Genomic DNA, 26,320 nt, shown 5'->3' with positions numbered 1-26,320 from the left:
GCCAGCAGCTGCGGGGCACTGTCCCAGCTTTGTTCCGCCGCTTGAGGGTCCAGGGCGTAGATGCGGGGCAGGGGGGGAGTCGGGTCAAGGGGGTTGCGCATTATCAAAGGGTCTTGGCTCATTGAGAAAACCGCGCGGTTTGACCTAAACCCCTGGCCCGCACAGTGTCATGCCGGTAACCCTGGCAGATCGACTTGTGCATCCAACAGGCTCATGAAAGCCCGCGCAGCGTTCGACAGCGTCCTTTCGGTGTGCACGATATAGCCTAGCTGGCGACTGAGCTGTATGCCCGGCAAAGCGATACTTGCCACCTGATCGTCAAGCATGGTGCGCGGCAACACGCTCCAGGCCAGGCCGATGGAGACCATCATCTTGATGGTTTCCAGGTAGTTAGTGCTCATCGCTATGTTGGGCGTCAGGCCCTGGGCCTCGAACAGGCGGCTGACAATATGGTGGGTAAAGGTGTTGCCACCGGGAAACACGGCCGGATGCCCGGCGATATCGCCCAGGCTGACGGAACCGTTGCTGATCAGGCTGTGTTCCGGCGCCACCACAAAATCCAGTGGGTCGTCCCACACCCGGGTTGCACGTACCAGGTTGTGGGGCTCAGGCGCCAGGGTGATTACCGCGACTTCCGCATGGCCATGGAGGATTTCTTCGTAGGCCACTTCTGAATCCAGAAACTGAATATCCAACGCCACCTTCGGATATTGCCGGGTGAAGGTGCGCAGGATCGGCGGTAGGCGATGCAGACCGATATGGTGGCTAGTGGCCAGAGTGAGGCGCCCGCTGACTTCGCCGGTGAGGTTGGTCAGGGCCCGGCGGGTGTCGTCCAGCACGTTGAGGATTTGATAGGCGCGGGGCAGCAAGGCCCGCCCGGCCTCGGTCAAGCCGACTTCGCGGCCCAGGCGGTCGAACAGCCGTACCTTCAATTGTTGTTCCAGACCGGCGATGCGCTTGCTGATGGCCGGCTGGGTCAGGTGCAGGCGTTCGCCGGCGCCGGAGAAGCTGCCGGTCTCGGCGATGGCGATAAAGGCGTTGAGGTTGGCCAGGTCCATGGTGCTATTCCAGTTGGTAATCCAAAGCATAAAAAATATGAATTTGAGTTATTTAATGTAGCGCCATACCATCAGCCTCACAAGCCAAAGGGTTATTGAAAAGCCCGGCGTATAGAAGCACCGCTGATGAGGACCGACTGATGGCCGGCAAAACGCTTTACGACAAGCTTTGGGATTCCCACGAAGTGAAACGTCGCGATGATGGATCGTCGCTGATCTACATCGACCGTCACATCATCCATGAAGTGACCTCGCCCCAAGCGTTCGAAGGCCTGCGACTGGCCGGGCGCAAGCCTTGGCGCGTCGACTCCATCATCGCCACGCCGGACCACAACGTGCCGACCACTCCTGAGCGCAAGGGCGGCATCGAAGCCATTGCCGACCAGGTTTCGCGGTTGCAGGTGCAGACCCTCGACGACTATTGCGACGAATACGGCATCACCGAATTCAAGATGAACGACGTGCGCCAAGGCATCGTCCACGTCATCGGCCCGGAGCAGGGCGCCACCTTGCCGGGCATGACCGTGGTCTGCGGTGACTCTCATACCTCCACCCATGGTGCGTTCGGCGCTCTGGCCCACGGCATCGGTACTTCCGAGGTGGAGCACGTGTTTGCCACCCAGTGCCTGGTGGCCAAGAAAATGAAGAACATGCTGGTACGCGTCGAAGGCCAATTGCCGTTTGGCGTGACCGCCAAGGACATCGTACTCGCCGTGATCGGCAAGATCGGCACCGCGGGCGGTAACGGCCATGCCATCGAGTTCGCCGGCAGTGCTATCCGCGAGCTGTCCATTGAAGGCCGCATGACCATTTGCAACATGTCCATCGAAGCCGGTGCCCGTGTGGGCATGGTGGCGGCGGACGAAAAAACCGTCGAATACGTCAAGGGCCGCCCGTTCGCGCCGCAAGGCGCCGATTGGGATGCCGCCGTCGAAGCGTGGAAAGACCTGGTGTCCGACGCCGATGCGGTGTTCGACACCGTGGTCGAACTCGACGCTGCGCAGATCAAGCCGCAAGTCAGCTGGGGCACTTCGCCCGAAATGGTCCTGGCCGTCGACCAGAACGTGCCGGACCCGGCCAAAGAGGCCGACCTGGTCAAGCGTGGCTCCATCGAGCGCGCCTTGAAATACATGGGGTTGACCGCCAATCAGGCGATCACCGACATCCAGTTGGACCGTGTGTTTATCGGTTCCTGCACCAACTCGCGGATCGAAGACCTGCGCGCCGCGGCGGTGATCGCCAAAGGCCGCAAGGTGGCCTCTACCATCAAACAAGCCATTGTGGTGCCAGGTTCCGGGCTGGTTAAAGCCCAGGCGGAAGCCGAAGGGCTGGACAAGATCTTCCTCGAAGCCGGTTTTGAATGGCGTGAGCCGGGCTGCTCGATGTGCCTGGCGATGAACCCGGATCGCCTGGAGTCGGGCGAGCATTGCGCGTCGACCTCCAACCGTAACTTCGAAGGGCGCCAAGGCGCGGGTGGGCGTACTCACCTGGTGAGCCCGGCCATGGCCGCCGCTGCTGCCGTAAACGGTCGTTTCATCGACGTTCGCGAATTGATCTGAGGAAAACCCGATGAGAGCTTTTACCCAACACACAGGCCTTGTAGCGCCGTTGGACCGTGCCAATGTGGACACCGACCAGATCATCCCAAAGCAATTCCTGAAGTCGATCAAGCGCACCGGTTTCGGCCCCAACCTGTTCGATGAGTGGCGCTACCTGGACGTGGGCTACGCCTACCAGGACAACTCCAAGCGCCCTCTGAACAAGGACTTTGTGCTCAACGCCGAGCGTTACCAAGGCGCCAGCGTATTGCTGGCCCGGGAAAACTTCGGCTGCGGCTCCAGCCGCGAGCACGCGCCGTGGGCACTGGAAGAGTACGGCTTTCGCAGCATCATCGCGCCGAGCTACGCCGATATCTTCTTCAACAACAGCTTCAAGAACGGCCTGTTGCCGATCATCTTGAGCGACGCTGAAGTGGACGAGTTGTTCCAGCAAGTGGAGGCCAATGTCGGCTACCAACTGACGGTGGATCTGGCCGCGCAAACCGTGACCCGCCCGGATGGCAAGGTGTACCACTTTGAAGTGGATGCCTTCCGTAAGCACTGCCTGATCAACGGCCTGGACGACATCGGCCTGACCTTGCAGGACGGCGATGCGATTGCTGCGTTTGAAACCCGGCACCGGGCGAGCCAGCCCTGGCTGTTTCGCGATGCCTGATTTGCGGTAACCGTGCGGGCCCCATCGCGGGCAAGCCCGCTCCCACAGGGATCGAGGTTCGCCTGAGCACCTCGGTCAACGGTGGGAGCTGGCTTGCCTGCGATAGCGCCAGTGCAACCACCACAAACCCCAAGGAAAGCCACCATGACCACCACCGCCCACACCCAAGTCGTGCAAAAACAATTCGGCGAGCAAGCCTCGGCCTACCTGAGCAGCGCCGTACACGCCCAGGGCACCGAATTCGCACTGCTACAGGCCGAACTGGCCGGGCAGGGCGCTGCACGCCTGCTGGACCTGGGCTGCGGTGCCGGTCATGTCAGCTTTCATGTAGCGCCTCTGGTCAAAGAAGTGGTGGCCTACGACTTGTCCCAGCCTATGCTCGACGTGGTGGCCGCCGCCGCCAAAGACCGCAACCTGGACAACATCCGCACCGTGCACGGCGCCGCCGAGCGCCTGCCGTTCGCCGATGGCGAATTCGACTTCGTGTTCAGCCGTTATTCGGCCCATCACTGGAGCGACCTCGGCCTGGCCCTGCGTGAAGTGCGCCGTGTGCTCAAGCCGGGTGGCGTGGCGGCGTTTGTGGATGTCTTGTCACCGGGCAGCCCGCTGTTGGACACTTACCTGCAAACCGTCGAAGTGCTGCGCGACACCAGCCATGTACGTGACTATTCCGGCGCCGAGTGGATGCGCCAGTTGAGTGAGGCTGGCCTGCACGTGCGCAACAGCAGTCGCCAGCGCTTGCGCCTGGAGTACACCTCGTGGGTTGAACGCATGCGCACGCCAGAGGTACTGCGTGCAGCAATCCTTGAGCTGCAAAAGGCGATGGGCCAGGAAGTACGTGATTATTACGAAGTTCAAGCCGACGGCACCTTCAGCACCGATGTGCTGGTGGTCTTCGCCGAACGCTGATTGATTTTTCCCGACCTGCCCACGGGCGGGTCGCTTGATGAAATGAGGAACGCATGAGCAAGCAGATTCTGATTCTCCCTGGCGACGGTATTGGGCCGGAAATCATGGCCGAAGCGGTCAAGGTCCTTGAGCTTGCCAACAGCAAGTACAGCCTGGGCTTCGAGCTGAGCCACGACGTGATCGGCGGCGCTGCCATCGACAAGCACGGCGTGCCGCTGGCTGACGAGACCCTCGACCGCGCCCGGGCTGCCGATGCGGTACTGCTCGGCGCCGTGGGTGGGCCGAAATGGGACAAGATCGAGCGTGACATCCGCCCTGAGCGCGGCTTGCTGAAGATTCGTGCGCAACTTGGCCTGTTCGGTAACCTGCGCCCGGCCATCCTCTACCCGCAACTGGCTGACGCGTCGAGCCTCAAGCCGGAAGTGGTAGCGGGCCTGGATATCCTCATCGTGCGTGAGCTGACCGGCGGTATCTACTTCGGCTCGCCACGGGGCGTGCGCGAGTTGGAAAATGGTGAGCGTCAGGCCTATGACACGCTGCCATACAGCGAGAGCGAAATCCGCCGTATCGCCCGTGTCGGTTTCGACATGGCGCGCGTGCGCGGCAAAAAAGTCTGCTCGGTGGACAAGGCCAATGTGCTGGCTTCCAGCCAACTGTGGCGTGAAATCGTCGAAGAAGTCGCCAAGGATTATCCGGACGTCGAACTGAGCCACATGTACGTCGACAACGCCGCCATGCAACTGGTGCGCGCACCCAAGCAGTTCGACGTGATTGTCACCGACAACCTGTTCGGCGACATCCTGTCCGACCAGGCGTCGATGCTCACCGGTTCCATCGGCATGCTGCCGTCGGCGTCCCTGGACACCAATAACAAAGGCATGTACGAGCCGTGCCACGGTTCGGCGCCAGACATCGCGGGGCAGGGCATTGCCAACCCGCTGGCGACGATTTTGTCGGTGTCGATGATGCTGCGCTACAGCTTCAACCTGGGCGATGCGGCGGACGCAATCGAGAAGGCCGTCAGCCTGGTGCTGGATCAGGGCTTGCGCACCGGCGATATCTGGTCCCAGGGTTGCACCAAGGTCGGGACGCAAGAAATGGGCGACGCAGTAGTCGCCGCGCTGCGGAATCTGTAATCTCTCGGGCCCGCTTGCAGTTGTTGCTGCAAGGCGGCCCACTTTTTAACAAGGTGTAGTTGCGATGAAACGTGTAGGTCTGATCGGTTGGCGCGGTATGGTCGGTTCCGTGCTCATGCAGCGGATGCTGGAAGAGCAGGATTTCGATCTTATTGAGCCGGTGTTTTTCACCACTTCGAACGTAGGTGGCCAAGGGCCGTCCGTGGGCAAGGATATTGCCCCGCTCAAGGATGCCTACAGCATTGAAGAGTTGAAGAGCCTCGACGTGATCCTGACCTGCCAGGGTGGCGACTACACCAGCGAAGTCTTCCCCAAGCTGCGCGAAGCCGGCTGGCAGGGTTACTGGATCGACGCCGCTTCGAGCCTGCGCATGCAGGACGACGCGGTGATCATCCTCGACCCGGTCAACCGCAAGGTCATCGACCAGCAACTGGACGCCGGTACCAAGAACTACGTGGGCGGCAACTGCACCGTCAGCCTGATGCTGATGGGCCTGGGCGGCCTGTTCGAAGCGGGCCTGGTGGAGTGGATGAGCGCGATGACCTATCAGGCGGCCTCCGGTGCCGGCGCGCAGAACATGCGTGAACTGATCAAGCAGATGGGCGCGACCCACGCCGCTGTCGCCGATCAACTGGCTGACCCGGCCAGTGCGATCCTCGATATCGACCGCCGTGTGGCCGAGGCCATGCGCAGCGATGCTTACCCGACCGAGAACTTCGGCGTGCCATTGGCCGGTAGCCTGATCCCGTGGATCGACAAGGAACTGCCTAACGGTCAGAGTCGCGAAGAGTGGAAGGCCCAGGCCGAAACCAACAAGATCCTGGGGCGCTTCAAGAACCCGATCCCGGTGGATGGCATCTGCGTGCGCATTGGCGCCATGCGTTGCCACAGCCAGGCGCTGACTATCAAGTTGAACAAAGATGTGCCGATCGCCGATATCGAAGGGCTGATCAGCCAGCACAACCCTTGGGTCAAGCTGGTGCCGAACAACCGCGATATCAGCATGCAGGAGCTGAGCCCGACCAAGGTCACCGGCACCCTGAATGTACCGGTGGGCCGCCTGCGCAAGCTGAACATGGGCAGCCAGTTCCTTGGCGCGTTCACCGTTGGCGACCAACTGCTGTGGGGCGCGGCTGAGCCGTTGCGTCGCATGTTGCGGATTTTGCTGGAGCGTTGATCGCTTGAGGCAATAACAGAAACCCGCGTTCTGGTGACAGGCGCGGGTTTTTTGTTGCCCTTGTGATCGTTCCCACGCTCTGCGTGGGAATGCAGCTCTGGACGCTCTGCGTCTGCTTTAGAGGCGTGACGCGGAGCGTCACAGGAGGCGTTCCCACGCAGAGCGCGGGAACGATCAGGGGGGGGGCTGTAATTGCCTCACCCTCTACCACCCGGTAAAGTGCCGCTCCCCCGTAATGCCCGAGGCAATCCCATGACCCAGACCTTTGAAATCGCCGTGATCGGCGCTACCGGTACCGTTGGCGAAACCCTGGTGCAGATTCTCGAAGAGCTGGAGTTCCCGGTGGGCACCTTGTACCTGCTGGCGGGTAGCAACTCGGCGGGGGCTTCGGTGCCGTTTCGGGGCAAGAACGTGCGGGTCAAAGAGGTCGACACGTTTGATTTCAGCAAGGTGCAGTTGGCGTTCTTCGCTGCAGGCCCCGCGGTGACCCTGAGCTTCGCCCCGCGTGCCACCGCCGCTGGCTGCGCGGTGATCGACTTGTCTGGCGCATTGCCCGCCGAGCAGGCGCCGCAAGTGGTGCCGCAGGCCAACGCCCATGTGCTGGGCGCGTTGAAAAAGCCTTTCCAGCTCGGCAGCCCGAGCCCTTGTGCCACCTACCTCGCGGTGGTGCTGGCACCGTTGCGCAATGTAGTGGACATCCAGCGCGTGAGCGTCACCGCCAACCTGGCCATCTCTGCCCAGGGCCGCGAGGCCGTCAGCGAGTTGGCGCGCCAGACTGCCGAACTGCTGAACGTGCGTCCCTTGGAGCCAGCGTTCTTCGATCGGCAAGTGGCGTTCAACCTGCTCGCGCAAGTCGGCACGCCAGACGTCCAAGGTCATACCGCCCTGGAGAAGCGCCTCGTACACGAACTGCGTGCGGTGCTGGAAACACCTTTACTAAAGATTTCCGCCACCTGCGTTCAAGCCCCGGTGTTTTTCGGCGATAGCCTGACTGTGTCGCTGCAACTGGCCGCGCCGGTCGACCTGGCCGCGGTGAACCGCGCCCTCGACGCTGCGCCGGGAATCGAGCTGGTCGAGGAGGGCGATTACCCCACAGCCGTAGGCGATGCCGTCGGCCAGGACGTGGTGTACGTCGGGCGAGTTCGCGCAGGTATCGACGACCCGGCGGAACTAAATCTTTGGTTGACGTCAGATAACGTACGCAAAGGCTCGGCCCTGAACGCCGTGGAACTGGCGCAGTTGTTGATAAAAGACCTTGTGTAAAAGATACTTGGCGGCAATTTGTAGATTGATTCTAGCCAGGCGCTATGCTTGGTCCCAAGTGAAACACAAGCGCGTCGGTGACCTATCGGCTCGCCATGCCTTATGGCAGCGGTTACCAACCTTCTCGCAGAGCGGGAAGTGTTCAAACAAAGGATGAGGCTATGGTTCAAGTTCGCAAACTGGTGTTAGCAATAGCGGCCGCCTCGGCGCTGTCCTCCGGTATGGCGCAGGCGCTGCAACTTGGGGAGATGACCCTCAAGTCGAAGTTGAACCAGCCGCTGTCGGTGGAAATCGAATTGCGCGATGTGGGCGGCCTCACGGCGTCCGAGATCACCCCCAGCCTGGCTTCGGCCCAGGCCTTCGTGGATGCGGGTGTCGACCGCCAGGCGTTTCTCGATGACCTGACGTTCACGCCGGTGATCAACCCCGAAGGTCGCAGCGTGGTACGTGTGACCTCCAGCAAGCCGCTGCCCGATTCCTACGTGCGTTTCCTCATGCAGGTGCAATGGCCCAATGGCCGCTTGATGCGTGACTACAGTGTGCTGCTCGACCCGGCCAAGTTTGACCAGCCGGCACCGACTGCCAGCGCGCCGGCCAGCTCTGCGCCTGCCACTGGCACGCTTGCCCGGCACACCACCACGCCCCACGATACCTTGTGGGAGATTGCCGCGAAGAACCGTCACGGCGCCTCGGTCCAGCAAACGATGTTGGCTATCCAGGCGCTTAACCCGGATGCCTTTGTCGACGGCAACATCAACCGCCTGAAAACCGGCCAGGTGCTACGCCTGCCGGATATCACCCAAAGTACAGCCCTGGCCCAGCCGCAAGCGATTGCCGAAGTGAGTGCGCAGAACGCAGCCTGGCGCCAGCGCCAGCGTAGTCCTCAGGGGCAAGTGGCTGGTAAGCCGCAGTTGGATGCAACCCGGCGCACCCAGGCCGGCAATGCGCCGTCGAGCACCCAGGCCAAGGACAATTTGAGCCTGGTATCGGCGCAAGCCGCCAAGAAAGGTGGCAAAGGCGCAGCTGGGGACAGCCGCGCCCTGAGCGACAAGCTGGCGATGACCCAGGAAGAGCTCGACACCACGCGGCGCGACAACGAAGAACTGAAAAGCCGTGCCGCCGACCTGCAAAGCCAGCTGGACAAGCTGCAGAAGCTGATCCAGCTGAAGAATGACCAATTGGCTCGTTTGCAGGCGCAAACCGGTGAGCCCGCCGCGATCCCCGCACAGTTGCCCGGTGAGCCTGCAGCCGAGCCTGCGGCCCCTGTTGCAACGCCAGCGCCAGCGCCTGAACCTGTCAAGCCGGCTGCCGCGCCGGCCAGTACCGAAGGCAAGTTCAATGATCTGCTGACCAACCCCATTGTGCTCGGCATCCTTGGCGGTGCGGCCCTGCTGGTGGTGCTGCTGCTTCTGCTGCTATGGGCTCGCCATCGCAATGCTCGCCGTGAAGAAGAGAAGCATCTGCGCATGGCTCGGGCGTTGGCCGAAGAGCCTGAGTTCGTTTCCAATATCGATCAAGACCTGCCGCCTGACAGCTTCGAGGGCCTTGAAGTGCCGCCGCCGAGCGTCAAGCTCGCCACCGCAGTGGCGCCAGCAGCCGCACCCGCGCCAGCCCCGGTGGTCGAGACGGTTGTGGCGCCGACGGTCGCCTCCGTGCTGGCGCCGTTGGCGGTTGCCGTGGCTCAGGAAAATTCCAGCGACGCCCTGGCCCAGGCCCAATCCCATATTGACCGTGGCCACCTGAACCAGGCGGCGGATGTGCTTGAACAAGCCATCAAGCACGAGCCCAAGCGCAGTGACCTGCGTTTGAAGCTGATGGAAGTCTATGGCCTGCAGAACAACAAGGACGGGTTCGTCACCCAGGAGCGCCAGTTGGTGGCCAACGGTGAGAACCATGCCCAGGTCGAGCAGCTCAAGGCGCGCTTCCCGGCCATGGCCGTGTTGGCGGCGGGTGTCAGTGCCGCAGTGGCCGCCGCAGCCCTGGATGCGCAATACGTCAAGGACCTGCTCGACGACAAGCCGGCCTCGGCTGCGCAGGCAGACACCTTCGACACCGATTTCGACTTGAGCCTGGATGACCTGGAAGCCGCCTCGCCGGCCGAGATCGCGCAAGACCAGCAAACCTTTGAAACATTGCTCAAACAACAGACCGAGTCTAAGGCCGACGCACAGGACCTGTCGGACTTTGACCTGGACCTGCAGCTGGACCCGCCCGCGTCGCAAACCGATGACGACTTCCTGTCGGGCCTTGAAGAGCAGATCAAGGATGTACCGCCGGTGGAGCCGCCGACCCTGACGCCGGCTGCGCTGGACGAATTCGACCTGCCGGAAGACTTTGACCTGTCGCTGGCGGACGAGCCGAGCAAGCCTGCGGCCAAGCCCGATGCCTTCGCGTCGGAGCTGGACGACGTCAACGCTGAACTGGATCGATTGTCCCAGAGCCTGGAACATCCGCTGATCGAGCCTTCCTTCACGGCTGAAGATGCCGCGCTGGGTGCTGAGGATGAGCCGGATTTCGACTTCCTCTCGGGCACCGATGAAGTGGCTACCAAGCTCGACCTGGCCCAGGCCTATATCGACATGGGCGATGCTGACGGCGCGCGAGACATCCTGTCCGAGGTGCTGACCGAAGGCAACGAAGGTCAGCGTGGCGAAGCCAAGGAAATGCTCGGCCGAATCTAACGGCCGAGGCAGAAAAATGTGGGAGCGGGCTTGTTGTGGCGAGGGAGCTTGCTCCCGCTGGGGTGCGTAGCGCCCCTGAAAAGCGGGCTCCAGCTGCGCTGTCGAACGGGAGCAAGCTCCCTCGCCACAAAAACCCCAGATTAAAAGCCCCCTCTCATGCACCCTGACGCCCTATAATGCCCGCCTTTGCGCAACTCATCAGGCTCACAGTTCTTGGCAAATATAGATAACGCGGCTGCCGAAATGGCGGCCGCAGGCTTTTACCGCATCGCCCTGGGCGTGGAATACAAAGGCTCGCGCTATCGCGGCTGGCAGCGTCAGGCCTCCGGGGTGCTGACGGTGCAGGAAACCCTGGAAAACGCCCTGTCCAAAGTCGCCAACTCGCCGGTGTCGCTGATGTGTGCCGGGCGTACCGATGCCGGCGTACACGCGTGTGGCCAAGTGGTGCACTTCGACACCCAGGCCGAGCGGTCGATGAAGGCGTGGGTGATGGGGGCTAATATCAATTTGCCCCATGATGTCAGTGTCAGCTGGGCCAAGGTCATGCCGGCGCATTTTCACGCCCGTTTCAAGGCCATCGCCCGCCGTTACCGCTACGTGATCTACAACGATCAGATCCGCCCGGCGCACCTCAATGAAGAAATCACCTGGAACCACCGCCCGCTGGATGCCGAGCGCATGGCCGAGGCCGCGCAGCATTTGGTCGGGGTGCATGACTTCAGCGCGTTCCGTGCCGGGCAGTGCCAGGCCAAGTCGCCGATCAAGGAAGTCCACCACCTGCGGGTGACGCGCCACGGCAAGATGATTGTGCTGGATATCCGTGCAGGTGCCTTCCTGCATCACATGGTGCGCAACATCGCTGGCGTGCTGATGACCATCGGCACCGGTGAGCGCCCGGTGGAGTGGGCCAAGGAAGTGCTGGATAGCCGCATTCGCCGCACGGGCGGGGTCACGGCGCATCCGTTCGGCCTTTACCTGGTGGATGTGGAGTACCGCGACGAGTTCGAATTACCGGAACGCTTTATCGGGCCGCACTTCCTCACCGGTTTCAGCGAACTTGGCGGCTGACGCCCGGAAAAGCTTTTGTTACCATCCGGGACTTTCTCGGTCCAACCCTGAGGTTCCTACGACATGTCAGCCGTTCGCAGCAAGATTTGCGGGATTACCCGCATAGAAGACGCGCTGGCGGCAGTCGAAGCGGGGGCGGATGCCATTGGCCTGGTGTTTTATGCCAAGAGCCCACGGGCGGTGAATGTGCTGCAGGCGCGGGCGATCATCGCTGCATTGCCGCCCTTCGTGACCACCGTGGGGTTGTTCGTCAACGCCAGCCGCTGCGAGCTCAACGAAACCCTGGATGCGGTGCCGCTGGATATGTTGCAGTTCCATGGCGACGAATCGCCAGAGGAATGCGAAAGCTATCAGCGCCCGTACATCAAGGCGTTGCGGGTCAAGGCCGGGGACGATATCGCCGCAGCCTGCGCCGCTTATACCGGCGCTCGCGGGATTCTGTTGGACACCTACGTCGAAGGCGTACCTGGTGGCACGGGCGAGTCGTTCGACTGGACGCTGATTCCCGAGGGGTTGAGCAAACCGGTCATTCTCGCGGGTGGGCTCACTCCAGCGAATGTCCAGGCGGCCATCGAACAGGTCCGGCCGTATGCCGTGGACGTCAGCGGTGGGGTGGAGCAGGGCAAGGGGATCAAGGACCCGAGCAAGATTCGCGCGTTCATGCAGGCCGTGCGCAACAGCAGGGGTGGGATGTGACGGCTGGCAGTCTGCCGCCGTCCATAACTACCACTGTGTAAAACAGCCCGGCGCCGCCTGTGGGTGGCCCGGAAACGAAGTGGCAACCCTGCGCTGGCAGGTTGTCTGGAAGGCTGAGGATACGGGCGGGAAATGGCAGGTCCAACGTCTGACCCCGTCCCGTCTGTGTCATCGCCACATATGAATTTAGCTCAAGGGCATACGCGGGGCTGTGTTCGAGCCACCGGTACTGGAGAAAAGAAAGCATGAGCAACTGGTTAGTAGACAAACTGATCCCTTCGATCATGCGTTCCGAGGTGAAGAAAAGCTCGGTTCCTGAAGGTCTGTGGCACAAATGCCCATCCTGCGACGCGGTGCTGTATCGCCCGGAGCTGGAAAAGACCCTGGACGTTTGCCCCAAGTGCAACCACCACATGCGTATTGGCGCACGCGCCCGTATCGACATCTTCCTGGATGCCGATGGCCGTAATGAACTGGGTGCCGACCTGGAGCCGGTTGACCGTCTCAAGTTCCGCGACAGCAAGAAGTACAAGGACCGCCTGGTCGGCGCACAGAAGCAGACTGGCGAAAAAGACGCGCTGATTTCGGTCAGCGGCAAGCTGCTGGGCATGCCGGTAGTAGTCTCGGCCTTCGAATTCTCCTTCATGGGCGGTTCCATGGGTGCCATCGTCGGTGAGCGCTTTGTTCGCGCTGCCAACTATGCCCTGGAAAATCGTTGCCCAATGATCTGCTTCGCCGCCTCCGGTGGTGCGCGTATGCAGGAAGCCCTGATTTCCCTGATGCAAATGGCCAAGACCTCGGCGGTACTGGCGCGTCTGCGTGAAGAAGGCATTCCGTTCATCTCCGTACTGACCGACCCGGTCTACGGCGGCGTCTCCGCCAGCCTGGCGATGTTGGGCGATGTGATCGTTGGCGAGCCTAAAGCCCTGATCGGTTTTGCCGGCCCGCGCGTAATCGAGCAGACCGTGCGGGAAAAACTGCCGGAAGGCTTCCAGCGCAGCGAGTTCCTGCTGGAGCACGGTGCGATCGACCTGATCATTCCGCGTGGCGAACTGCGCCCTCGCCTGGGCAGCCTGCTCGCGCAAATGATGGGCTTGCCGACGCCTGTGTACATCGCGCCTAAGGTCGAGCCGATCGTCGTGCCGCCGGTGCCAGCAAACCTATGACCCAACGTACCCTGGGCGAATGGCTCGCCTACCTTGAGCAGTTGCATCCGTCCGCCATCGACATGGGCCTGGAGCGCTCGCAACAGGTAGCGGCCCGCCTCGGGTTGGGCCAGCCGGCACCGCGTGTGATCACGGTGACCGGCACCAACGGCAAAGGCTCCACCTGTGCCTTTGTCGCCGCGCTGTTGCAGGCCCAGGGCCTCAAAGTCGGCGTGTACAGTTCGCCGCACCTGCTGCGCTACAACGAGCGGGTGCAGCTCAATGGCGTCGAAGCCACTGATGCCCAGCTGTGCGAAGCCTTCGCAGCCCTGGAAGCCGGGCGTGGCGACATTTCCCTGACCTATTTCGAGATGGGCACCCTGGCGGCGTTCTGGCTGTTCGAGCGTGCGCAACTGGATGTGGTCGTGCTGGAAGTCGGCCTCGGCGGGCGCCTGGATACTGTCAACGTGGTGGATGCCGACCTGGCCCTGGTAACCAGCATTGGTGTCGATCATGCCGATTACCTGGGCAATACCCGCGAATCGGTGTCTTTTGAAAAGGCCGGGATCTTCCGCCAGGGCCGTCCGGCGCTGTGTGGTGACCTGGACCCGCCGCAACCCTTGCTCGACAGGGCGCGCGAACTGGATTGCCTGTTCTACCTGCGGGGTCGCGAGTTCATCCTGGACATCGGCGACACCCATTGGCAATGGCGTGGGCAGGATGCACGTGGCCAACGGGTAGAGCTGCTTGATTTGCCGTTGCTGAACCTGCCGATGGAAAACGCCGCGCTCGCGCTGCAAGCCTATTTGCTGCTGGACCTGCCGTGGGACGCCGCGCAGATCGCGGCGACCTTGCTGGCAACGAAAGTGGTGGGGCGCCTCGATCGCCGAACCTTCGACTGGCAAGGCAAGCGCCTGAGCCTGATGTTGGATGTAGGCCATAACCCCCATGCTGCGCAGTACCTGGCTGAGCGTCTGGCGCGTACGCCGCCGGTGGGGCGTCGCCTGGCGGTGTTCGGGTTGTTGGTCGACAAGGACCTGGACGGCGTGGTTGCGCCACTGCTGGGCAGCGTCCAGTCTTGGGCCGTTGCGCCGCTGGACACGCCACGCAGCCGTCCTGCGGTTGAGTTGGAAACTGCCTTGCAGAACCTTGGCGCGCCGGTGACGTCGTATGCAAGCGTCACTGCAGCCCTGGAGGCGCAGTGTGCGGTAGCGACGGCCGAGGACGAAATCCTGTTGTTCGGATCATTTTATTGTGTTGCCGAGGCGCTTGAATGGCTGGCCCGGCGCTCCACGGAGGAAGCTGCACATGGCATTACTGGATAGCGCATACAAGCAGCGAATGGTCGGGGCCCTGGTGCTGGTGGCGTTGGCGGTAATCTTTTTGCCGATGCTGTTTTCCCGCCAGGACGAACAGCGCCAGGTGGTGGTTGAAGCTCCCGCTGCGCCCCAGGCGCCGGTGGTGCCGCAGGTTCAGGTCGAACCGGTGGTCGTGCCTGAGCCTCAGGTGTTGCCGGAAGAGCCTGTGCCCGTCGAGGAGGAGGTCGTCACACAGCAGGCGCCTTCACAGGCCCCTTCGATGCCGGTGCAGCCAAGTGTGCCGGTGGTCAAGCCAACGCCAGCCCCGGCTGTCGCCGCCAAACCGGCTGCACCGGCGCCAGCGCCCAAGCCGGTAGCGCCGCAGCCTGCAGCGCCTGGCAAGCCGGATGTGGGGCAGAGTCGCATCGACCCTAATGGCCTGCCGATCAGTTGGTCGATCCAGCTGGCCAGCCTGGCCAATCGCGAAAGTGCCGACGCCTTGCAGAAAAAGCTGCGTGCCCAGGGGTATAACGCTTATATCCGCAGCGCTGACGGCAAGAATCGTGTGTTTGTCGGGCCGCTGATCGAGCGTGCGGAGGCAGATCGCCTGCGCGATTTGCTGGGTCGTCAGCAGAACCTCAACGGGTTTGTGGTGCGTTTCCAGCCCGAGCGCGGCTGAACGGGCAATATGCTCTAAATGTGGGAGCTGGCTTGCCTGCGATGACGGTGGTTCAATCGACAACGATGTCGAGCATGCCGCCTTCATCGCAGGCAAGCCAGCTCCCACATTGGTTTGTGCTGGGGTTGAAATGCGATTGGCCCGTCACAATCTATTGATTTGCAAAGCACCCGCAATCACCGCTTACCGATAGCCCGGCGCTCTGCTAAAATGCGCCGCCTTATCCGTACGTAGGCTGCACTGTGCCATTTACCTGGGTTGATTGGGCGATCGTTGCAATCGTCGCCATCTCCGCTTTGATCAGTCTGAGCCGCGGCTTCGTAAAAGAAGCACTGTCGTTGCTGACCTGGATCATCGCAGGAGTCGTAGCCTGGATGTTCGGTGGTTCACTGTCGGTCTACCTGGCCGGGTACATAGAGACACCTTCGGCTCGCGTCATCGCGGGCTGCGCCATCATGTTCATCGCCACGCTGTTGGTGGGGGCAATGGTCAATTATCTTATTGGCGAGTTGATACGTGTCACCGGCCTCTCCGGGACCGATCGATTTCTCGGCATGGCCTTCGGGGCTGCGCGTGGCGCGTTGCTGGTGGTCGTGGCGGTCGGGCTGTTGAGCCTGGGGCCGGTACAGCAGGATTCGTGGTGGCAGGAGTCGGTACTCGTGCCAAAATTTCTATTGGTTGCAGACTGGTCCAAGAACCTCATCCTGGGGTGGAGCAGTCAGTGGCTGGCCAGCGGAATCAGCGTACCCGCTGATCTTCCGTTCAAGGAGCACCTCTTACCGGCCAAAACGCCTCAGTAAGCTGTGTTCAGTCAAGATTCATTAAGTAGGGGTTGCGTCGCATGTGTGGCATCGTCGGTATCGTCGGTAAGTCGAACGTCAATCAGGCGCTGTATGACGCGCTAACCGTCCTCCAGCACCGCGGCCAGGACGCTGCCGGTATTGTGACCAGCCACGACGGCCGGTTATTCCTGCGCAAGGACAATGGCCTGGTGCGTGACGTGTTCCATCAGCGTCACATGCAGCGCCTCGTCGGGCACATGGGCATTGGCCATGTGCGCTACCCGACTGCCGGTAGTTCGACCTCGGCCGAAGCTCAACCGTTCTACGTCAACTCGCCTTACGGCATCACCTTGGCGCACAACGGTAACCTGACCAACGTTGAACAACTGGCCAAGGAGATCTACGAATCTGACCTGCGCCACGTCAACACCAGCTCTGATTCGGAAGTGCTGCTCAACGTGTTCGCCCACGAGCTGGCCCAGCGCGGCAAGCTGCAGCCGACCGAAGAAGACGTGTTCGCCGCCGTGATCGACGTGCACAACCGTTGCGTCGGTGGTTATGCGGTGGTGGCGATGATCACCGGTTACGGCATCGTTGGTTTCCGCGACCCCCACGGCATTCGCCCGATCGTGTTCGGCCAGCGTCACACCGACGAAGGCGTCGAGTACATGATCGCTTCCGAAAGCGTGTCCCTGGACGTGCTGGGCTTCACCCTGATCCGCGACCTGGCGCCGGGCGAGGCTGTCTACATTACTGAAGACGGCAAGCTGCACACCCGTCAGTGCGCCGTAGCGCCGAAACTCACCCCGTGCATCTTCGAGCACGTCTACCTGGCGCGTCCGGATTCGATCATCGACGGCGTCTCGGTCTACAAGGCGCGCCTGCGCATGGGCGAGAAGCTGGCCGAGAAGATCCTGCGCGAGCGTCCCGAGCACGATATCGATGTGGTCATCCCGATCCCGGATACCAGCCGTACCGCTGCGCTGGAACTGGCCAACCACCTGGGCGTCAAGTTCCGTGAAGGCTTCGTGAAGAACCGCTACATCGGCCGTACCTTCATCATGCCCGGCCAGGCTGCGCGCAAGAAATCGGTACGCCAGAAGCTCAACGCCATCGAACTGGAGTTCCGCGGCAAGAACGTAATGCTGGTGGATGATTCCATCGTGCGGGGCACCACCTGCAAGCAGATCATCCAGATGGCCCGCGAAGCCGGGGCGAAGAACGTGTACTTCTGTTCCGCTGCGCCTGCGGTGCGTTACCCGAACGTGTACGGTATCGACATGCCGAGCGCCCATGAGCTGATCGCTCATAATCGTTCGACCCAGGACGTGGCCGACCTGATCGGCGCCGACTGGCTGATCTACCAGGACCTGCCGGACCTGATCGAAGCGGTTGGCGGTGGCAAGATCAAGATCGAGCAGTTCGACTGCGCCGTGTTCGACGGCAAGTACGTGACCGGCGATGTCGACGAGGCCTACCTGAACAAGATCGAGCAGGCGCGCAACGACTCGTCGAAGATCAAGACACAGGCGGTCAGCGCGATCATCGACCTGTATAACAACTGAGTAAACACCGGCCCTGAGGGGCCGGTTTTGTATCTTAAACAAAGAATTGAATAAGGAGTCGCAGCATGAGTCAGGAATGGGATGCCGGTCGGTTGGACAGCGACCTCGATGGCGTAGCTTTCGATACCCTGGCTGTGCGCGCCGGCCAGCACCGTACCCCGGAAGGTGAGCACGGCGACCCGATGTTCTTCACCTCCAGCTACGTGTTTCGTACTGCCGCCGACGCCGCTGCGCGGTTTGCTGGCGAAGTGCCGGGCAACGTGTATTCGCGCTACACCAACCCGACCGTGCGTGCGTTCGAAGAGCGCATTGCGGCCCTGGAAGGTGCCGAGCAGGCCGTGGCGACTGCCACCGGCATGGCGGCCATCCTGGCCGTGGTGATGAGCCTGTGCAGCGCCGGCGACCATGTGCTGGTATCGCGCAGCGTGTTCGGCTCGACCATCAGCCTGTTCGAGAAGTACTTCAAGCGTTTCGGTGTTGAGGTCGATTACGTGCCCCTGGCGGACCTGTCCGGTTGGGAGGCGGCCATCAAGGCCAATACCAAGCTGTTGTTCGTCGAATCGCCGTCCAACCCGCTCGCTGAGCTGGTGGACATCGCCGCGCTATCCGAAGTCGCCCATGCCAAGGGCGCGATGCTGGTGGTGGACAACTGCTTCTGCACCCCGGCCTTGCAGCAACCGCTGAAGCTGGGTGCGGACATCGTGGTGCACTCGGCAACCAAGTTCATCGACGGCCAGGGCCGTTGCATGGGCGGCGTGGTGGCCGGTCGCAGCGAGCAGATGAAGGAAGTGGTGGGCTTCCTGCGCACCGCCGGCCCGACCCTCAGCCCGTTCAACGCCTGGATCTTCCTCAAAGGCCTGGAAACCCTCAGCCTGCGCATGAAAGCCCATTGCGCCAACGCACAGGCCCTGGCCGAGTGGCTGGAGCAGCAGGACGGTATCGAGAAGGTGCATTACGCCGGCCTCAAGAGTCACCCGCAACACGCCTTGGCCCAGCGCCAGCAGCGCGGTTTCGGTGCAGTGGTGAGTTTTGAAGTGAAGGGCGGCAAAGACGGCGCCTGGCGCTTCATCGACGCGACGCGCTTGATCTCCATTACCGCCAACCTGGGTGACAGCAAGACCACCATCACCCACCCGAGCACTACCTCCCACGGGCGCCTGGCGCCGCAGGAGCGTGAAGCGGCCGGCATCCGTGACAGCCTGATCCGCATTGCGGTGGGCCTGGAAGATGTCGCTGACTTGCAGGCAGACCTGGCCCGCGGGCTGGCGGCCTTGTGATCGAGTGGTCCATGGAGGCCGCAGCGGCCAGTAACGGGCGCGTGGCGCTGGTGACGGGTGCGGCGCGGGGCATTGGCCTCGGGATTGCCGCGTGGCTGATCAGCGAAGGCTGGCAGGTGGTGCTGACCGACCTGGACCGCGAGCGCGGTGCCAAGGTATCCAAGGTGCTGGGCGACAATGCCTGGTTTATCACCATGGACGTGGCCGACGAGAAGCAAGTGGCCCAGGGTGTCGCCGAGGTGCTGGGGCAGTTCGGGCGCCTGGATGCGTTGGTGTGCAACGCGGCGGTGGCCGACCCACGCAATATCACCCTGGAAAGCCTGGACCTGGCGTACTGGAATCGGGTGCTGGCGGTCAACCTCAGTGGGCCGATGCTGTTGGCCAAGCACTGCGCGCCTTACCTGCGTGCCCATGGCGGTGCCATCGTCAACCTGGCCTCGACCCGGGCGCGTCAATCCGAGCCTGACACCGAAGCCTATGCGGCCAGCAAAGGTGGGCTGTTGGCCCTGACCCACGCCCTGGCCATGAGCCTTGGGCCGGAAGTGCGGGTCAATGCGGTCAGCCCTGGCTGGATCGACGCACGTGATCCGGCTGCGCGGCGTGCAGAGCCGCTCACCGACGCCGATCATGCCCAGCATCCGGCGGGCAGGGTGGGGACGGTGGAGGACGTGGCGGCGATGGTGGCCTGGTTGCTGTCACGCCAGGCCGGGTTCGTCACCGGGCAAGAGTTCGTGGTGGACGGCGGCATGAGCAAGAAGATGATTTACAGCGAGTAGGGCGGGTAGCTGTCTTGAAGTCATTTTGTCTTTTTCAGAAAAACTTCAAGCAGGCTATTGACTTAGGTCCGCTACCTGCGTAAATTTCGCGGCCTCAACGAAGCAAAGGGTGATTAGCTCAGCTGGGAGAGCATCTGCCTTACAAGCAGAGGGTCGGCGGTTCGATCCCGTCATCACCCACCACTTCTTGAGAGTTTTGCCCTAGGGCAAGACGCAACGTTAAAGGTTGCACCGACGCGCAGCGGTAGTTCAGTCGGTTAGAATACCGGCCTGTCACGCCGGGGGTCGCGGGTTCGAGTCCCGTCCGCTGCGCCATATTTTCCAGGTTCGATATGTCGGGCTTGAGATTGAACAGCCAAGGCTGATCGATCAGATGTTTAAAGGTGGTTGAGGGTTCATGCTCAATCAGCCAAGCGATACGCAGCGGTAGTTCAGTCGGTTAGAATACCGGCCTGTCACGCCGGGGGTCGCGGGTTCGAGTCCCGTCCGCTGCGCCATATCTGCATCAAGGCCCACTGAACGCCTTGAAGCACAAGGAAAGCCACTGGCTAACCTTGATCCGATAGCAAAGACCCTGGTCGAAAGACCGGGGTTTTTTGTGTCTGGGGTTTGAAAAAAAGCCTCATCTTCTTCGCTGCCATCAGCGCTCATTATCGGCAAACGGCCGACAGATCATTTCGATTCTGTCGGCCGTTTTGCGTTCTTGTGTCAAAAAATTTCAATGTGGTTATTTGCCGCAGGCGCAGAAACCTTTAAAGTTAACCCTTCGGTCAACTTTGCACTGTCATCATGGCCTTTTGATTCGTCGAGAAAGGTTTCTGCAAGTCTCCAGATTCGGTGTACTTAACCATAAGGGCGGATTTATAACCGCTCAGAGGATGATCCATGTCCAACCGTGAAATAACCCGGCGCTCGTTCCTCCAGGGCGGGCTGGTGGCGGGTGTGAGTGTCACGCTCACACCGCTCAGCACCCAGGCGCTGGCTGCCTTGATGGAAAACAGCGTGACCGTGCCGTCTGAAAAGTGGCTTGGCCATAACGGCAAGGCGCGCCAGCGTAACGATGCCTTGTCGAAAGTCTGCGGCAGCAAGGTGTTTGCCCGCGACATCCGTTCCAAGGACATGCCTGGCTGGCCCCAGCAGCAAGGTCACGCCATGTTGCTCAAAACCATCAAGGCCGACCACATCTACGCGGGCTACGACCTGTCGTGGCTTGGCGCCGAGCTGCAGCCGGACCGTATTGTCACCGCTACCGACCTGGACAAAGACGGTATCGTCTTCCCGGAAGAACATGCGCCGGACCCGTTGCTACCCGAGGGCAAAGTGCCGATGTTCATCGGTCACCCGGTGGCGATCCTGATCTGGAACGACTTCGAGCGTTTCCGTCAGGCCAAGAACAAACTCAAGTTCAATGACAAGGCGATTCGTTACGGCGCCAAAGTGCCGTATTACGAAGGTGACCCCTACGGTAGCTTCCGCTACGTGCGCGTGGGTGGCCCGACCTCGGCTGATGAAGACGAATTCGCCAGCCTCAAGGATTCGATCCTGTTCCCGATGCTGAAAAATCGTCGCCCAGTGTGGAATTCCCAGCCGAACCTGCACGGCAACCTGACCGAGCGCGGGCTGTTCTACGCCGAGCGCATGAAGAGCCAGATCAACACGCCACCGGACAACTGGCTGGTGTTTGACGAGCGCTACAAAACCCCATCGATCGAACCGGCCGCCATGGAGCCGGACAACGGCAACGGTTGGTACGATCCAGCGACCAAAACCCTGCACTTTGTGGTGGCCACCCAGTGCCCATTGGAAGTTGCGACCGAGACCGCCAAGATGATCTCGCCGTCGCGCTTCGGCCTGGCTCATCTGAACATGCACCCGGGTTACACCGTGGGTTACGGTTCCAAAGACCACAACATTTTCGTCTACTACGCCGCCCTCGCTGCGTTGTATGGCGCCGGTGTGCCGGTGCGCCTGGCCAACGACCGTTACGAGCAATTCCAGAGCGGCATCAAGCGTCACCCATTCGATATCCGCTATCAGTTGGCGGTCGACAAGAACGACCACAGCTTCAAAATCTTCCTCGCCGACATGAGCGTCGACGGCGGTGGCCGGATCAACTACAGCCCATCGGTGGCTGCGGTCGGCGCCACGGCGGCGCAGTCGATCTACTACATGCCGCAGAACGACCTGCAAGTCACCGCGTACCATTCCCGTGGCGTTGAAGCCGGTTCGATGCGGGGCTACGGCACCCTGCAAAGCATGGCGGCGACCGAAATGATGGTCGACGAAATCGCCGGCCGCCTTGGTGTGGATGCCATCGAGCTGCGGCGCAAGAACGCATTGCGTTCGGGCATGAAGAACACCCAGGGCGCGATCCCTGCCGGTGCGTTGCGGCTGCACGAAATTCTCGACAAGGCCGCTGTGCACGACGTGTGGAAAAACCGTGACGCGATCAAGCAACAACGCGAAGCCGCAGACCCGGATAACTGGTATGGCGTCGGTTTTGCCATCTGCCAGAAAGACTTCGGCACCGGTTCCGAAGCGCCGATGGCCAGTGTTGAATTCAGCGCTGACGGTCGCATCAGCCTGCGCCACATCGGAATCGAAATCGGCACCGGCATGTCCACTTCGCAGTCGCTGGTGGTTGCCGACTTCCTCGGCAGCCCGGCCCACGAAGTGAAGACCGGCGAAACACAATGGCAGGAAATGCAACTGGTCACCGGCGGCAACCCTTACACCATGAGCCAGGCCGAGCAGGACAACCTGCTGCGTAACCCGCGTTGGGTGGGCAAGCTCGCTTCGGCGTCTTCGGCGACCAACTCGGCGTACTACTTCAGCCACGCGACCCGCGAAGCGGCGCGTGTGCTGTTCAACCACGGCCTGTGGCCAGCGGCGCTAGAGATCTGGCGCCAGGGCCCGTTCGGCGGCCAGGCCAACCCCTATGTGGTACGCCGCGAAGACGCACATTGGGTGGACGGCAAGCTCACCGCCAACGGCATGCAGCCATTGAGCTTTGAAGAACTGGCCAGGCGCGCTCATGAGCGAGGCCTGGTCACCGCTGCCACGGTCCACGGGTTCAACCGCTGGAGCTGGGCCGAGGCTGAGTACAGCATCGACGGCGTGCGCGAGCGCCTGCCGCTCGACGGTCTGGCGGTGAAATACGGCGATGGCGCACCGAAAGCCAAGCAGGCGCTGATGAGCACTGCCGGTTTCCACCTGCTCGATCGCCAGAACGTCAGCTATCCCGCCACCCAGTTGAATAACGCTGCGGTGACGTACTACAGCCCCGTCGCCACGTTGGTCGAGTTGAAGGTCAACAAGGGTTCGGCGCAGGTCGAAGTGCTCAATCACCATTCATGGGTCGAGTGCGGGCGTGTGCTGGTTGAAGAGTTGGTCAAAGGCCAGCTCGAGGGTGGAGTGGCCATGGGTATCGGTCACGCGTTGATGGAGGAAATGCCGTTGTACGAAGGCGGGCCGGGGGAGGGCGACTGGAACTTCAACCGCTACCGTCTGCCGATGGCGCGTCACGTTGCCGTATGGAAGCAGACCTCGGAGATTCTGCCGGCGCTGTCGCCAAGCGACCCGTCCAAAGGTATCGCTGAAGTGGTGATGATCCCGATTGTCGGGGCCATCGGTAATGCGGTGGCACACGCCATCGGTAAACGTGTTCGCGACCTGCCAATCACGGCTGCACGCATCAAGGAGGCCCTCAATGGCTAACCGTCCGCTTCAACTGACCCTCAATGGTCAACCCGTCGGCCCGGTGGACATCCCTGATGACCTGCCGATGATCGACTACCTGCACGAATACAAAAACCTCACGGGCTCGCGGCTGGGCTGCGGCCAGGGCATTTGCCACGCCTGTGTGGTGATCGTCGACAACCCGGACGGCACCAGCGAAGAAGTGCGCACCTGCATCACCGGCGCGCATTACTTCGAAGGCAAGCAAGTGCGCACTATCGAAGGCCATGCCAAGCGCGATGAGTCGGGCCAGGTCACTGAGCTCAGTCCGATCCAGCAGCGCTTCGTGGATGAGTTCGCCTTTCAGTGCAGCTATTGCGCGCCGGGCTTCGTCAACGCGGCGACCGTGTTGGTGGAGAAACTGCAACGCCAGCCGACCGTGCACAGCAAGCTGGAACAAGTCATCGAGGACAGCCTCGGTCATCACGTCTGCCGTTGTACCGGGTACGTGCGTTATTACAACGCCACCCGCAACGTGCTGACCGATCTCGGCCTGGTCAAGGAGGGTTAAGCATGAAGCTTTTTCTGACCCGCCTGGCCTTGGCGGTCGGCCTGGCCGCGCCGGTATTGTTTGCCCACGCTGATGATCAAGCCAAGCGCGGCGAATACCTCGCCCGCGCCGCTGACTGCATGGCCTGCCACACTGCACCGGGCGGCGCGCCGTTTGCCGGCGGCCTGCCGATTGTCTCGCCGTTTGGCACCATCTATGGCACCAATATCACACCAAGCAAAGAACACGGCATTGGCTTGTACAGCGATGACGAGTTCTTCGCCGCGCTGACCGAAGGCAAGCGTCGCGACGGTGCGTACTTGTACCCGGCGATGCCCTACACCTCCTACCACCTGATGCCACGCGAAGACTCGGACGCCATTCATGCGTACCTCAAAACCATCGAGCCGATCGAGCGCGCAGCGCCGGTGACGAGCCTGAGCTTTCCCTTCAACGTGCGCCTGGGCCTGATGGGCTGGAACGTGCTGTACGGCAAAGCGCTGAAACTGGAACCGGCCGAAGGCAAGAGCGAAGCCTGGAAGCGCGGCCAGTACATGGTCGAAGTGCTCGGCCACTGCGGCGAATGCCACACGCCACGTGGCCTGCCCGGTGCGATGGAGCTGGACAAGCGCCTGACCGGCGGTATCCTCAATGGCTATCTGGCGCCCAGCCTGCTCGCCACCGACCTGGCCGCACGCGGCTGGAATGAGCAGGACCTGGCCACCTTCCTCAAGCACGGCATGAGCGCCCAAGGGACGATGTTCAACGAGATGTTCCCGGTGTTCCACAACAGCACCCAGGGCCTGAGCGATACGGACCTGGCCGCGATGGCGACCTTCCTGCTCGGTGATAAACCGCCCGCAGCCAAGGCGCTGGTCGAAGTGCCGGTGGAACACCTTGGCCCGAGCGCTCAGCGCGGCCGCCAGGAATACCTGAACGTCTGTGCCGGTTGCCATGCCGCCGATGGTGAAGGCAAGCCGCACATCGCGGTGGCGATGCGCGGCAACACCACGCTGCGTCTGGAAGACCCGCGCAACCTGGTGCGGGTGATCGAGGACGGGATTGGCGAGCAGAAGTTCTCCGGGTTCGAGCACATGCAACCGATGCCGGGCTTCGCGGGAAAACTCAGCCCGGAACAACTCACCGATCTGATCAATTACCTGCGCCAAGGCTGGGGCGGGCAATCGGCGGAGCTGGCGGTGAGCGATGTGCAGAAGCTGCAGGCTGAGGCGCCGTCCATCGAGCACAAGGCGCACTGACATGCAGCATCTGGATCTGCAGGTGATACGACGGGCGCTGGCGTGGTCGGTGGCGGGGCAGCGCATTTGGCTCTGTACGGTGCTGGCCACCTACGGCTCGGCGCCGCGGGCGCCGGGTTCGCTGCTGGCGGTGAACGCCGCTGGGCAGTGGATTGGGTCGTTGTCGGGTGGTTGCGTCGAGGAAGACTTTCTCGAACGCGTCGCCGAAGGTGCGTTTTTCGCTGCGGTCAACGTGGTGCGCTACGGCGCAGGGGACGATCCGCGCTCGCGGGTCAGCCTGCCCTGCGGCGGCATTCTCGATGTATTGGTTGAGAAGTTCGAGCCTGACTGCGAGGTGCAGGCGCACCTACGTGAAGTGGAGTCGGCGCTGCTCGGGCAGCGCCGCTTGATTCGCCAAGTCGACCTGGCCAGCGGGGCGCGCAGCCTGGTCGCTGATTGTGAGCAGGGCGTGCGCATCGAGCGTGACAGTGAGCGGGTGCGCATCCGCGTCGGTGCGGCTCAGCGTTTATTGCTGGCTGGGTACTCCAGCGTGGCGCAGGCGTGTGCCGAGTTTGCAGTCGGCCTTGGGTTTGAAGTGATTCTCTGCGACCCACGTGATGAAGTGCTCGAAGGCGTGGTGCTCAATGGCGTGGAGATTCGTCGCCAGTTGCCGTCGGTGTTTATTGCCGACGGCGGCTGTCACCGTGATACGGCGGTGGTTGCGCTGACGCATGACCCGCGTATCGACGATCTGGCGATGATGGAAGCGGTGCGTACCGACGCGTTCTACATTGGCGTGATGGGGTCGTTGCAGACCTCGCAGAAGCGCTTTGAGCGACTGCGCCGCATCGGTGGGTTGGGGGAGCCTGAACTGGCGCGGATACACGCGCCTATCGGGCTTAACCTGGGCAGCAGGACGCCGTCGGAAATTGCGTTGGCGGTATTGGCGGATATCGTACGGATTCGTAGCGGGATTGCTCGCGACCAGCTCTGAGGCGCAGACCTGCTTAAAGGCGCGTTGTAATGTGGCGAGGGAGCTTGCTCCCGCGGGACCGGGCTGGCGCTTATACACATCTGACGCTGCCGACCAGTGCCAGGGTGGGTGCGAGTCTGGGGGGCGCTGCGATTTG

Annotated in this window: 21 protein-coding genes and 3 tRNA genes; 23 read left to right on the top strand and 1 reads right to left on the bottom strand. The window is 61.9% G+C overall.

The window, feature by feature from the left end; genetic code table 11:
• Window positions 1-167 precede the first annotated feature (167 nt).
• On the bottom strand, window positions 168-1,058 hold the full coding sequence (locus GIW79_RS26600; RefSeq protein WP_236455130.1) for a LysR family transcriptional regulator: 891 nt from the start codon (window positions 1,056-1,058) through the stop codon (window positions 168-170).
• Between the two features lie 140 nt (window positions 1,059-1,198).
• Here GIW79_RS26600 and leuC point away from each other — a divergent pair, with 140 nt between their 5' ends.
• The 23 genes from leuC to GIW79_RS26485 all read left to right on the top strand — a co-directional run bounded on the left by leuC (window position 1,199) and on the right by GIW79_RS26485 (window position 26,184).
• Window positions 1,199-2,617, top strand: coding sequence for a 3-isopropylmalate dehydratase large subunit (gene leuC, locus GIW79_RS26595; RefSeq protein WP_054922598.1), 1,419 nt, complete (start codon window positions 1,199-1,201; stop codon window positions 2,615-2,617).
• A 10-nt stretch (window positions 2,618-2,627) separates the two neighbouring features.
• The gene (leuD, locus tag GIW79_RS26590) at window positions 2,628-3,272 is read left to right on the top strand and encodes a 3-isopropylmalate dehydratase small subunit (RefSeq protein WP_014719160.1); all 645 of its coding nucleotides are present in this window, start codon (window positions 2,628-2,630) and stop codon (window positions 3,270-3,272) included.
• A gap of 144 nt (window positions 3,273-3,416) precedes the next feature.
• A complete protein-coding gene (locus tag GIW79_RS26585; RefSeq protein WP_034126235.1) occupies window positions 3,417-4,181 on the top strand; it encodes a class I SAM-dependent methyltransferase in 765 nt (254 codons plus the stop codon).
• Between the two features lie 53 nt (window positions 4,182-4,234).
• Window positions 4,235-5,317: a 3-isopropylmalate dehydrogenase gene (gene leuB / locus GIW79_RS26580; RefSeq protein ID WP_003192555.1), complete on the top strand. Its 1,083-nt coding sequence runs from the start codon at window positions 4,235-4,237 to the stop codon at window positions 5,315-5,317.
• A 64-nt stretch (window positions 5,318-5,381) separates the two neighbouring features.
• On the top strand, window positions 5,382-6,494 hold the full coding sequence (gene asd / locus GIW79_RS26575) for an aspartate-semialdehyde dehydrogenase (RefSeq protein WP_003192554.1): 1,113 nt from the start codon (window positions 5,382-5,384) through the stop codon (window positions 6,492-6,494).
• A 252-nt stretch (window positions 6,495-6,746) separates the two neighbouring features.
• A complete protein-coding gene (locus GIW79_RS26570; RefSeq protein WP_054922592.1) occupies window positions 6,747-7,757 on the top strand; it encodes an aspartate-semialdehyde dehydrogenase in 1,011 nt (336 codons plus the stop codon).
• A 161-nt stretch (window positions 7,758-7,918) separates the two neighbouring features.
• Window positions 7,919-10,438, top strand: coding sequence for a FimV/HubP family polar landmark protein (locus tag GIW79_RS26565; protein WP_236455129.1), 2,520 nt, complete (start codon window positions 7,919-7,921; stop codon window positions 10,436-10,438).
• Between the two features lie 243 nt (window positions 10,439-10,681).
• A complete protein-coding gene (gene truA / locus GIW79_RS26560) occupies window positions 10,682-11,506 on the top strand; it encodes a tRNA pseudouridine(38-40) synthase TruA (RefSeq protein ID WP_054898765.1) in 825 nt (274 codons plus the stop codon).
• Between the two features lie 63 nt (window positions 11,507-11,569).
• Window positions 11,570-12,202 (top strand): phosphoribosylanthranilate isomerase, encoded by a 633-nt coding sequence (locus tag GIW79_RS26555; protein WP_057977621.1) that lies wholly within the window; start codon window positions 11,570-11,572, stop codon window positions 12,200-12,202.
• A 245-nt stretch (window positions 12,203-12,447) separates the two neighbouring features.
• A complete protein-coding gene (accD, locus tag GIW79_RS26550) occupies window positions 12,448-13,368 on the top strand; it encodes an acetyl-CoA carboxylase, carboxyltransferase subunit beta (protein WP_003192545.1) in 921 nt (306 codons plus the stop codon).
• Window positions 13,365-14,672 carry a bifunctional tetrahydrofolate synthase/dihydrofolate synthase gene (gene folC, locus GIW79_RS26545; protein WP_236455128.1) on the top strand — a complete coding sequence of 436 codons (1,308 nt, stop codon included), beginning with the start codon at window positions 13,365-13,367 and terminating at the stop codon, window positions 14,670-14,672. The genes accD and folC overlap by 4 nt, the downstream gene beginning before the upstream one ends.
• On the top strand, window positions 14,656-15,324 hold the full coding sequence (locus tag GIW79_RS26540) for an SPOR domain-containing protein (RefSeq protein ID WP_014719152.1): 669 nt from the start codon (window positions 14,656-14,658) through the stop codon (window positions 15,322-15,324). Before folC ends, GIW79_RS26540 begins: the two co-directional genes overlap by 17 nt.
• Window positions 15,325-15,566: 242 nt before the next feature.
• Complete coding sequence (locus tag GIW79_RS26535) at window positions 15,567-16,124, top strand: CvpA family protein (protein WP_003192538.1); 558 nt, start codon at window positions 15,567-15,569, stop codon at window positions 16,122-16,124.
• A 41-nt stretch (window positions 16,125-16,165) separates the two neighbouring features.
• Window positions 16,166-17,671: an amidophosphoribosyltransferase gene (gene purF / locus GIW79_RS26530; RefSeq protein ID WP_003192537.1), complete on the top strand. Its 1,506-nt coding sequence runs from the start codon at window positions 16,166-16,168 to the stop codon at window positions 17,669-17,671.
• Between the two features lie 65 nt (window positions 17,672-17,736).
• Window positions 17,737-18,948, top strand: coding sequence for an O-succinylhomoserine sulfhydrylase (locus GIW79_RS26525; protein WP_057977625.1), 1,212 nt, complete (start codon window positions 17,737-17,739; stop codon window positions 18,946-18,948).
• Window positions 18,949-18,959: 11 nt separating this feature from the next.
• Window positions 18,960-19,724 carry an SDR family oxidoreductase gene (locus tag GIW79_RS26520; RefSeq protein ID WP_003192533.1) on the top strand — a complete coding sequence of 255 codons (765 nt, stop codon included), beginning with the start codon at window positions 18,960-18,962 and terminating at the stop codon, window positions 19,722-19,724.
• Between the two features lie 107 nt (window positions 19,725-19,831).
• Window positions 19,832-19,907, top strand: a tRNA-Val gene (locus GIW79_RS26515).
• Window positions 19,908-19,962: 55 nt separating this feature from the next.
• Window positions 19,963-20,039, top strand: a tRNA-Asp gene (locus GIW79_RS26510).
• Window positions 20,040-20,144: 105 nt separating this feature from the next.
• A tRNA-Asp gene (locus tag GIW79_RS26505) sits at window positions 20,145-20,221 on the top strand.
• A 388-nt stretch (window positions 20,222-20,609) separates the two neighbouring features.
• The gene (locus tag GIW79_RS26500) at window positions 20,610-23,441 is read left to right on the top strand and encodes a xanthine dehydrogenase family protein molybdopterin-binding subunit (RefSeq protein ID WP_236455127.1); all 2,832 of its coding nucleotides are present in this window, start codon (window positions 20,610-20,612) and stop codon (window positions 23,439-23,441) included.
• Window positions 23,434-23,973: a (2Fe-2S)-binding protein gene (locus GIW79_RS26495; RefSeq protein WP_236455126.1), complete on the top strand. Its 540-nt coding sequence runs from the start codon at window positions 23,434-23,436 to the stop codon at window positions 23,971-23,973. The genes GIW79_RS26500 and GIW79_RS26495 overlap by 8 nt, the downstream gene beginning before the upstream one ends.
• A 2-nt stretch (window positions 23,974-23,975) precedes the next feature.
• Complete coding sequence (locus GIW79_RS26490; protein ID WP_034128254.1) at window positions 23,976-25,211, top strand: c-type cytochrome; 1,236 nt, start codon at window positions 23,976-23,978, stop codon at window positions 25,209-25,211.
• Window position 25,212: 1 nt separating this feature from the next.
• Entirely contained in the window at window positions 25,213-26,184 is a 972-nt protein-coding gene (locus GIW79_RS26485; protein WP_054898769.1) for an XdhC family protein, read from the top strand.
• The last annotated feature ends 136 nt before the right edge of the window (window positions 26,185-26,320 follow it).

The sequence above is a fragment of the Pseudomonas sp. PA-7-1E genome, from assembly GCF_021605325.1.
Classification (GTDB): Bacteria; Pseudomonadota; Gammaproteobacteria; order Pseudomonadales; family Pseudomonadaceae; genus Aquipseudomonas; species Aquipseudomonas fluorescens_BV.
The sequence above is the reverse complement of the archived record's forward strand: the minus strand, read 5'-3'. Positions and strand labels throughout refer to the sequence as shown.

Coding starts and splice junctions, on each gene's coding strand:
- GIW79_RS26600 (WP_236455130.1), bottom strand. CDS start 1,058: ATGGACCTGGCCAACCTCAACGCCTTTATCGCCATCGCCGAGACCGGC.
- leuC (WP_054922598.1), top strand. CDS start 1,199: ATGGCCGGCAAAACGCTTTACGACAAGCTTTGGGATTCCCACGAAGTG.
- leuD (WP_014719160.1), top strand. CDS start 2,628: ATGAGAGCTTTTACCCAACACACAGGCCTTGTAGCGCCGTTGGACCGT.
- GIW79_RS26585 (WP_034126235.1), top strand. CDS start 3,417: ATGACCACCACCGCCCACACCCAAGTCGTGCAAAAACAATTCGGCGAG.
- leuB (WP_003192555.1), top strand. CDS start 4,235: ATGAGCAAGCAGATTCTGATTCTCCCTGGCGACGGTATTGGGCCGGAA.
- asd (WP_003192554.1), top strand. CDS start 5,382: ATGAAACGTGTAGGTCTGATCGGTTGGCGCGGTATGGTCGGTTCCGTG.
- GIW79_RS26570 (WP_054922592.1), top strand. CDS start 6,747: ATGACCCAGACCTTTGAAATCGCCGTGATCGGCGCTACCGGTACCGTT.
- GIW79_RS26565 (WP_236455129.1), top strand. CDS start 7,919: ATGGTTCAAGTTCGCAAACTGGTGTTAGCAATAGCGGCCGCCTCGGCG.
- truA (WP_054898765.1), top strand. CDS start 10,682: ATGGCGGCCGCAGGCTTTTACCGCATCGCCCTGGGCGTGGAATACAAA.
- GIW79_RS26555 (WP_057977621.1), top strand. CDS start 11,570: ATGTCAGCCGTTCGCAGCAAGATTTGCGGGATTACCCGCATAGAAGAC.
- accD (WP_003192545.1), top strand. CDS start 12,448: ATGAGCAACTGGTTAGTAGACAAACTGATCCCTTCGATCATGCGTTCC.
- folC (WP_236455128.1), top strand. CDS start 13,365: ATGACCCAACGTACCCTGGGCGAATGGCTCGCCTACCTTGAGCAGTTG.
- GIW79_RS26540 (WP_014719152.1), top strand. CDS start 14,656: ATGGCATTACTGGATAGCGCATACAAGCAGCGAATGGTCGGGGCCCTG.
- purF (WP_003192537.1), top strand. CDS start 16,166: ATGTGTGGCATCGTCGGTATCGTCGGTAAGTCGAACGTCAATCAGGCG.
- GIW79_RS26525 (WP_057977625.1), top strand. CDS start 17,737: ATGAGTCAGGAATGGGATGCCGGTCGGTTGGACAGCGACCTCGATGGC.
- GIW79_RS26520 (WP_003192533.1), top strand. CDS start 18,960: ATGGAGGCCGCAGCGGCCAGTAACGGGCGCGTGGCGCTGGTGACGGGT.
- GIW79_RS26500 (WP_236455127.1), top strand. CDS start 20,610: ATGTCCAACCGTGAAATAACCCGGCGCTCGTTCCTCCAGGGCGGGCTG.
- GIW79_RS26495 (WP_236455126.1), top strand. CDS start 23,434: ATGGCTAACCGTCCGCTTCAACTGACCCTCAATGGTCAACCCGTCGGC.
- GIW79_RS26490 (WP_034128254.1), top strand. CDS start 23,976: ATGAAGCTTTTTCTGACCCGCCTGGCCTTGGCGGTCGGCCTGGCCGCG.
- GIW79_RS26485 (WP_054898769.1), top strand. CDS start 25,213: ATGCAGCATCTGGATCTGCAGGTGATACGACGGGCGCTGGCGTGGTCG.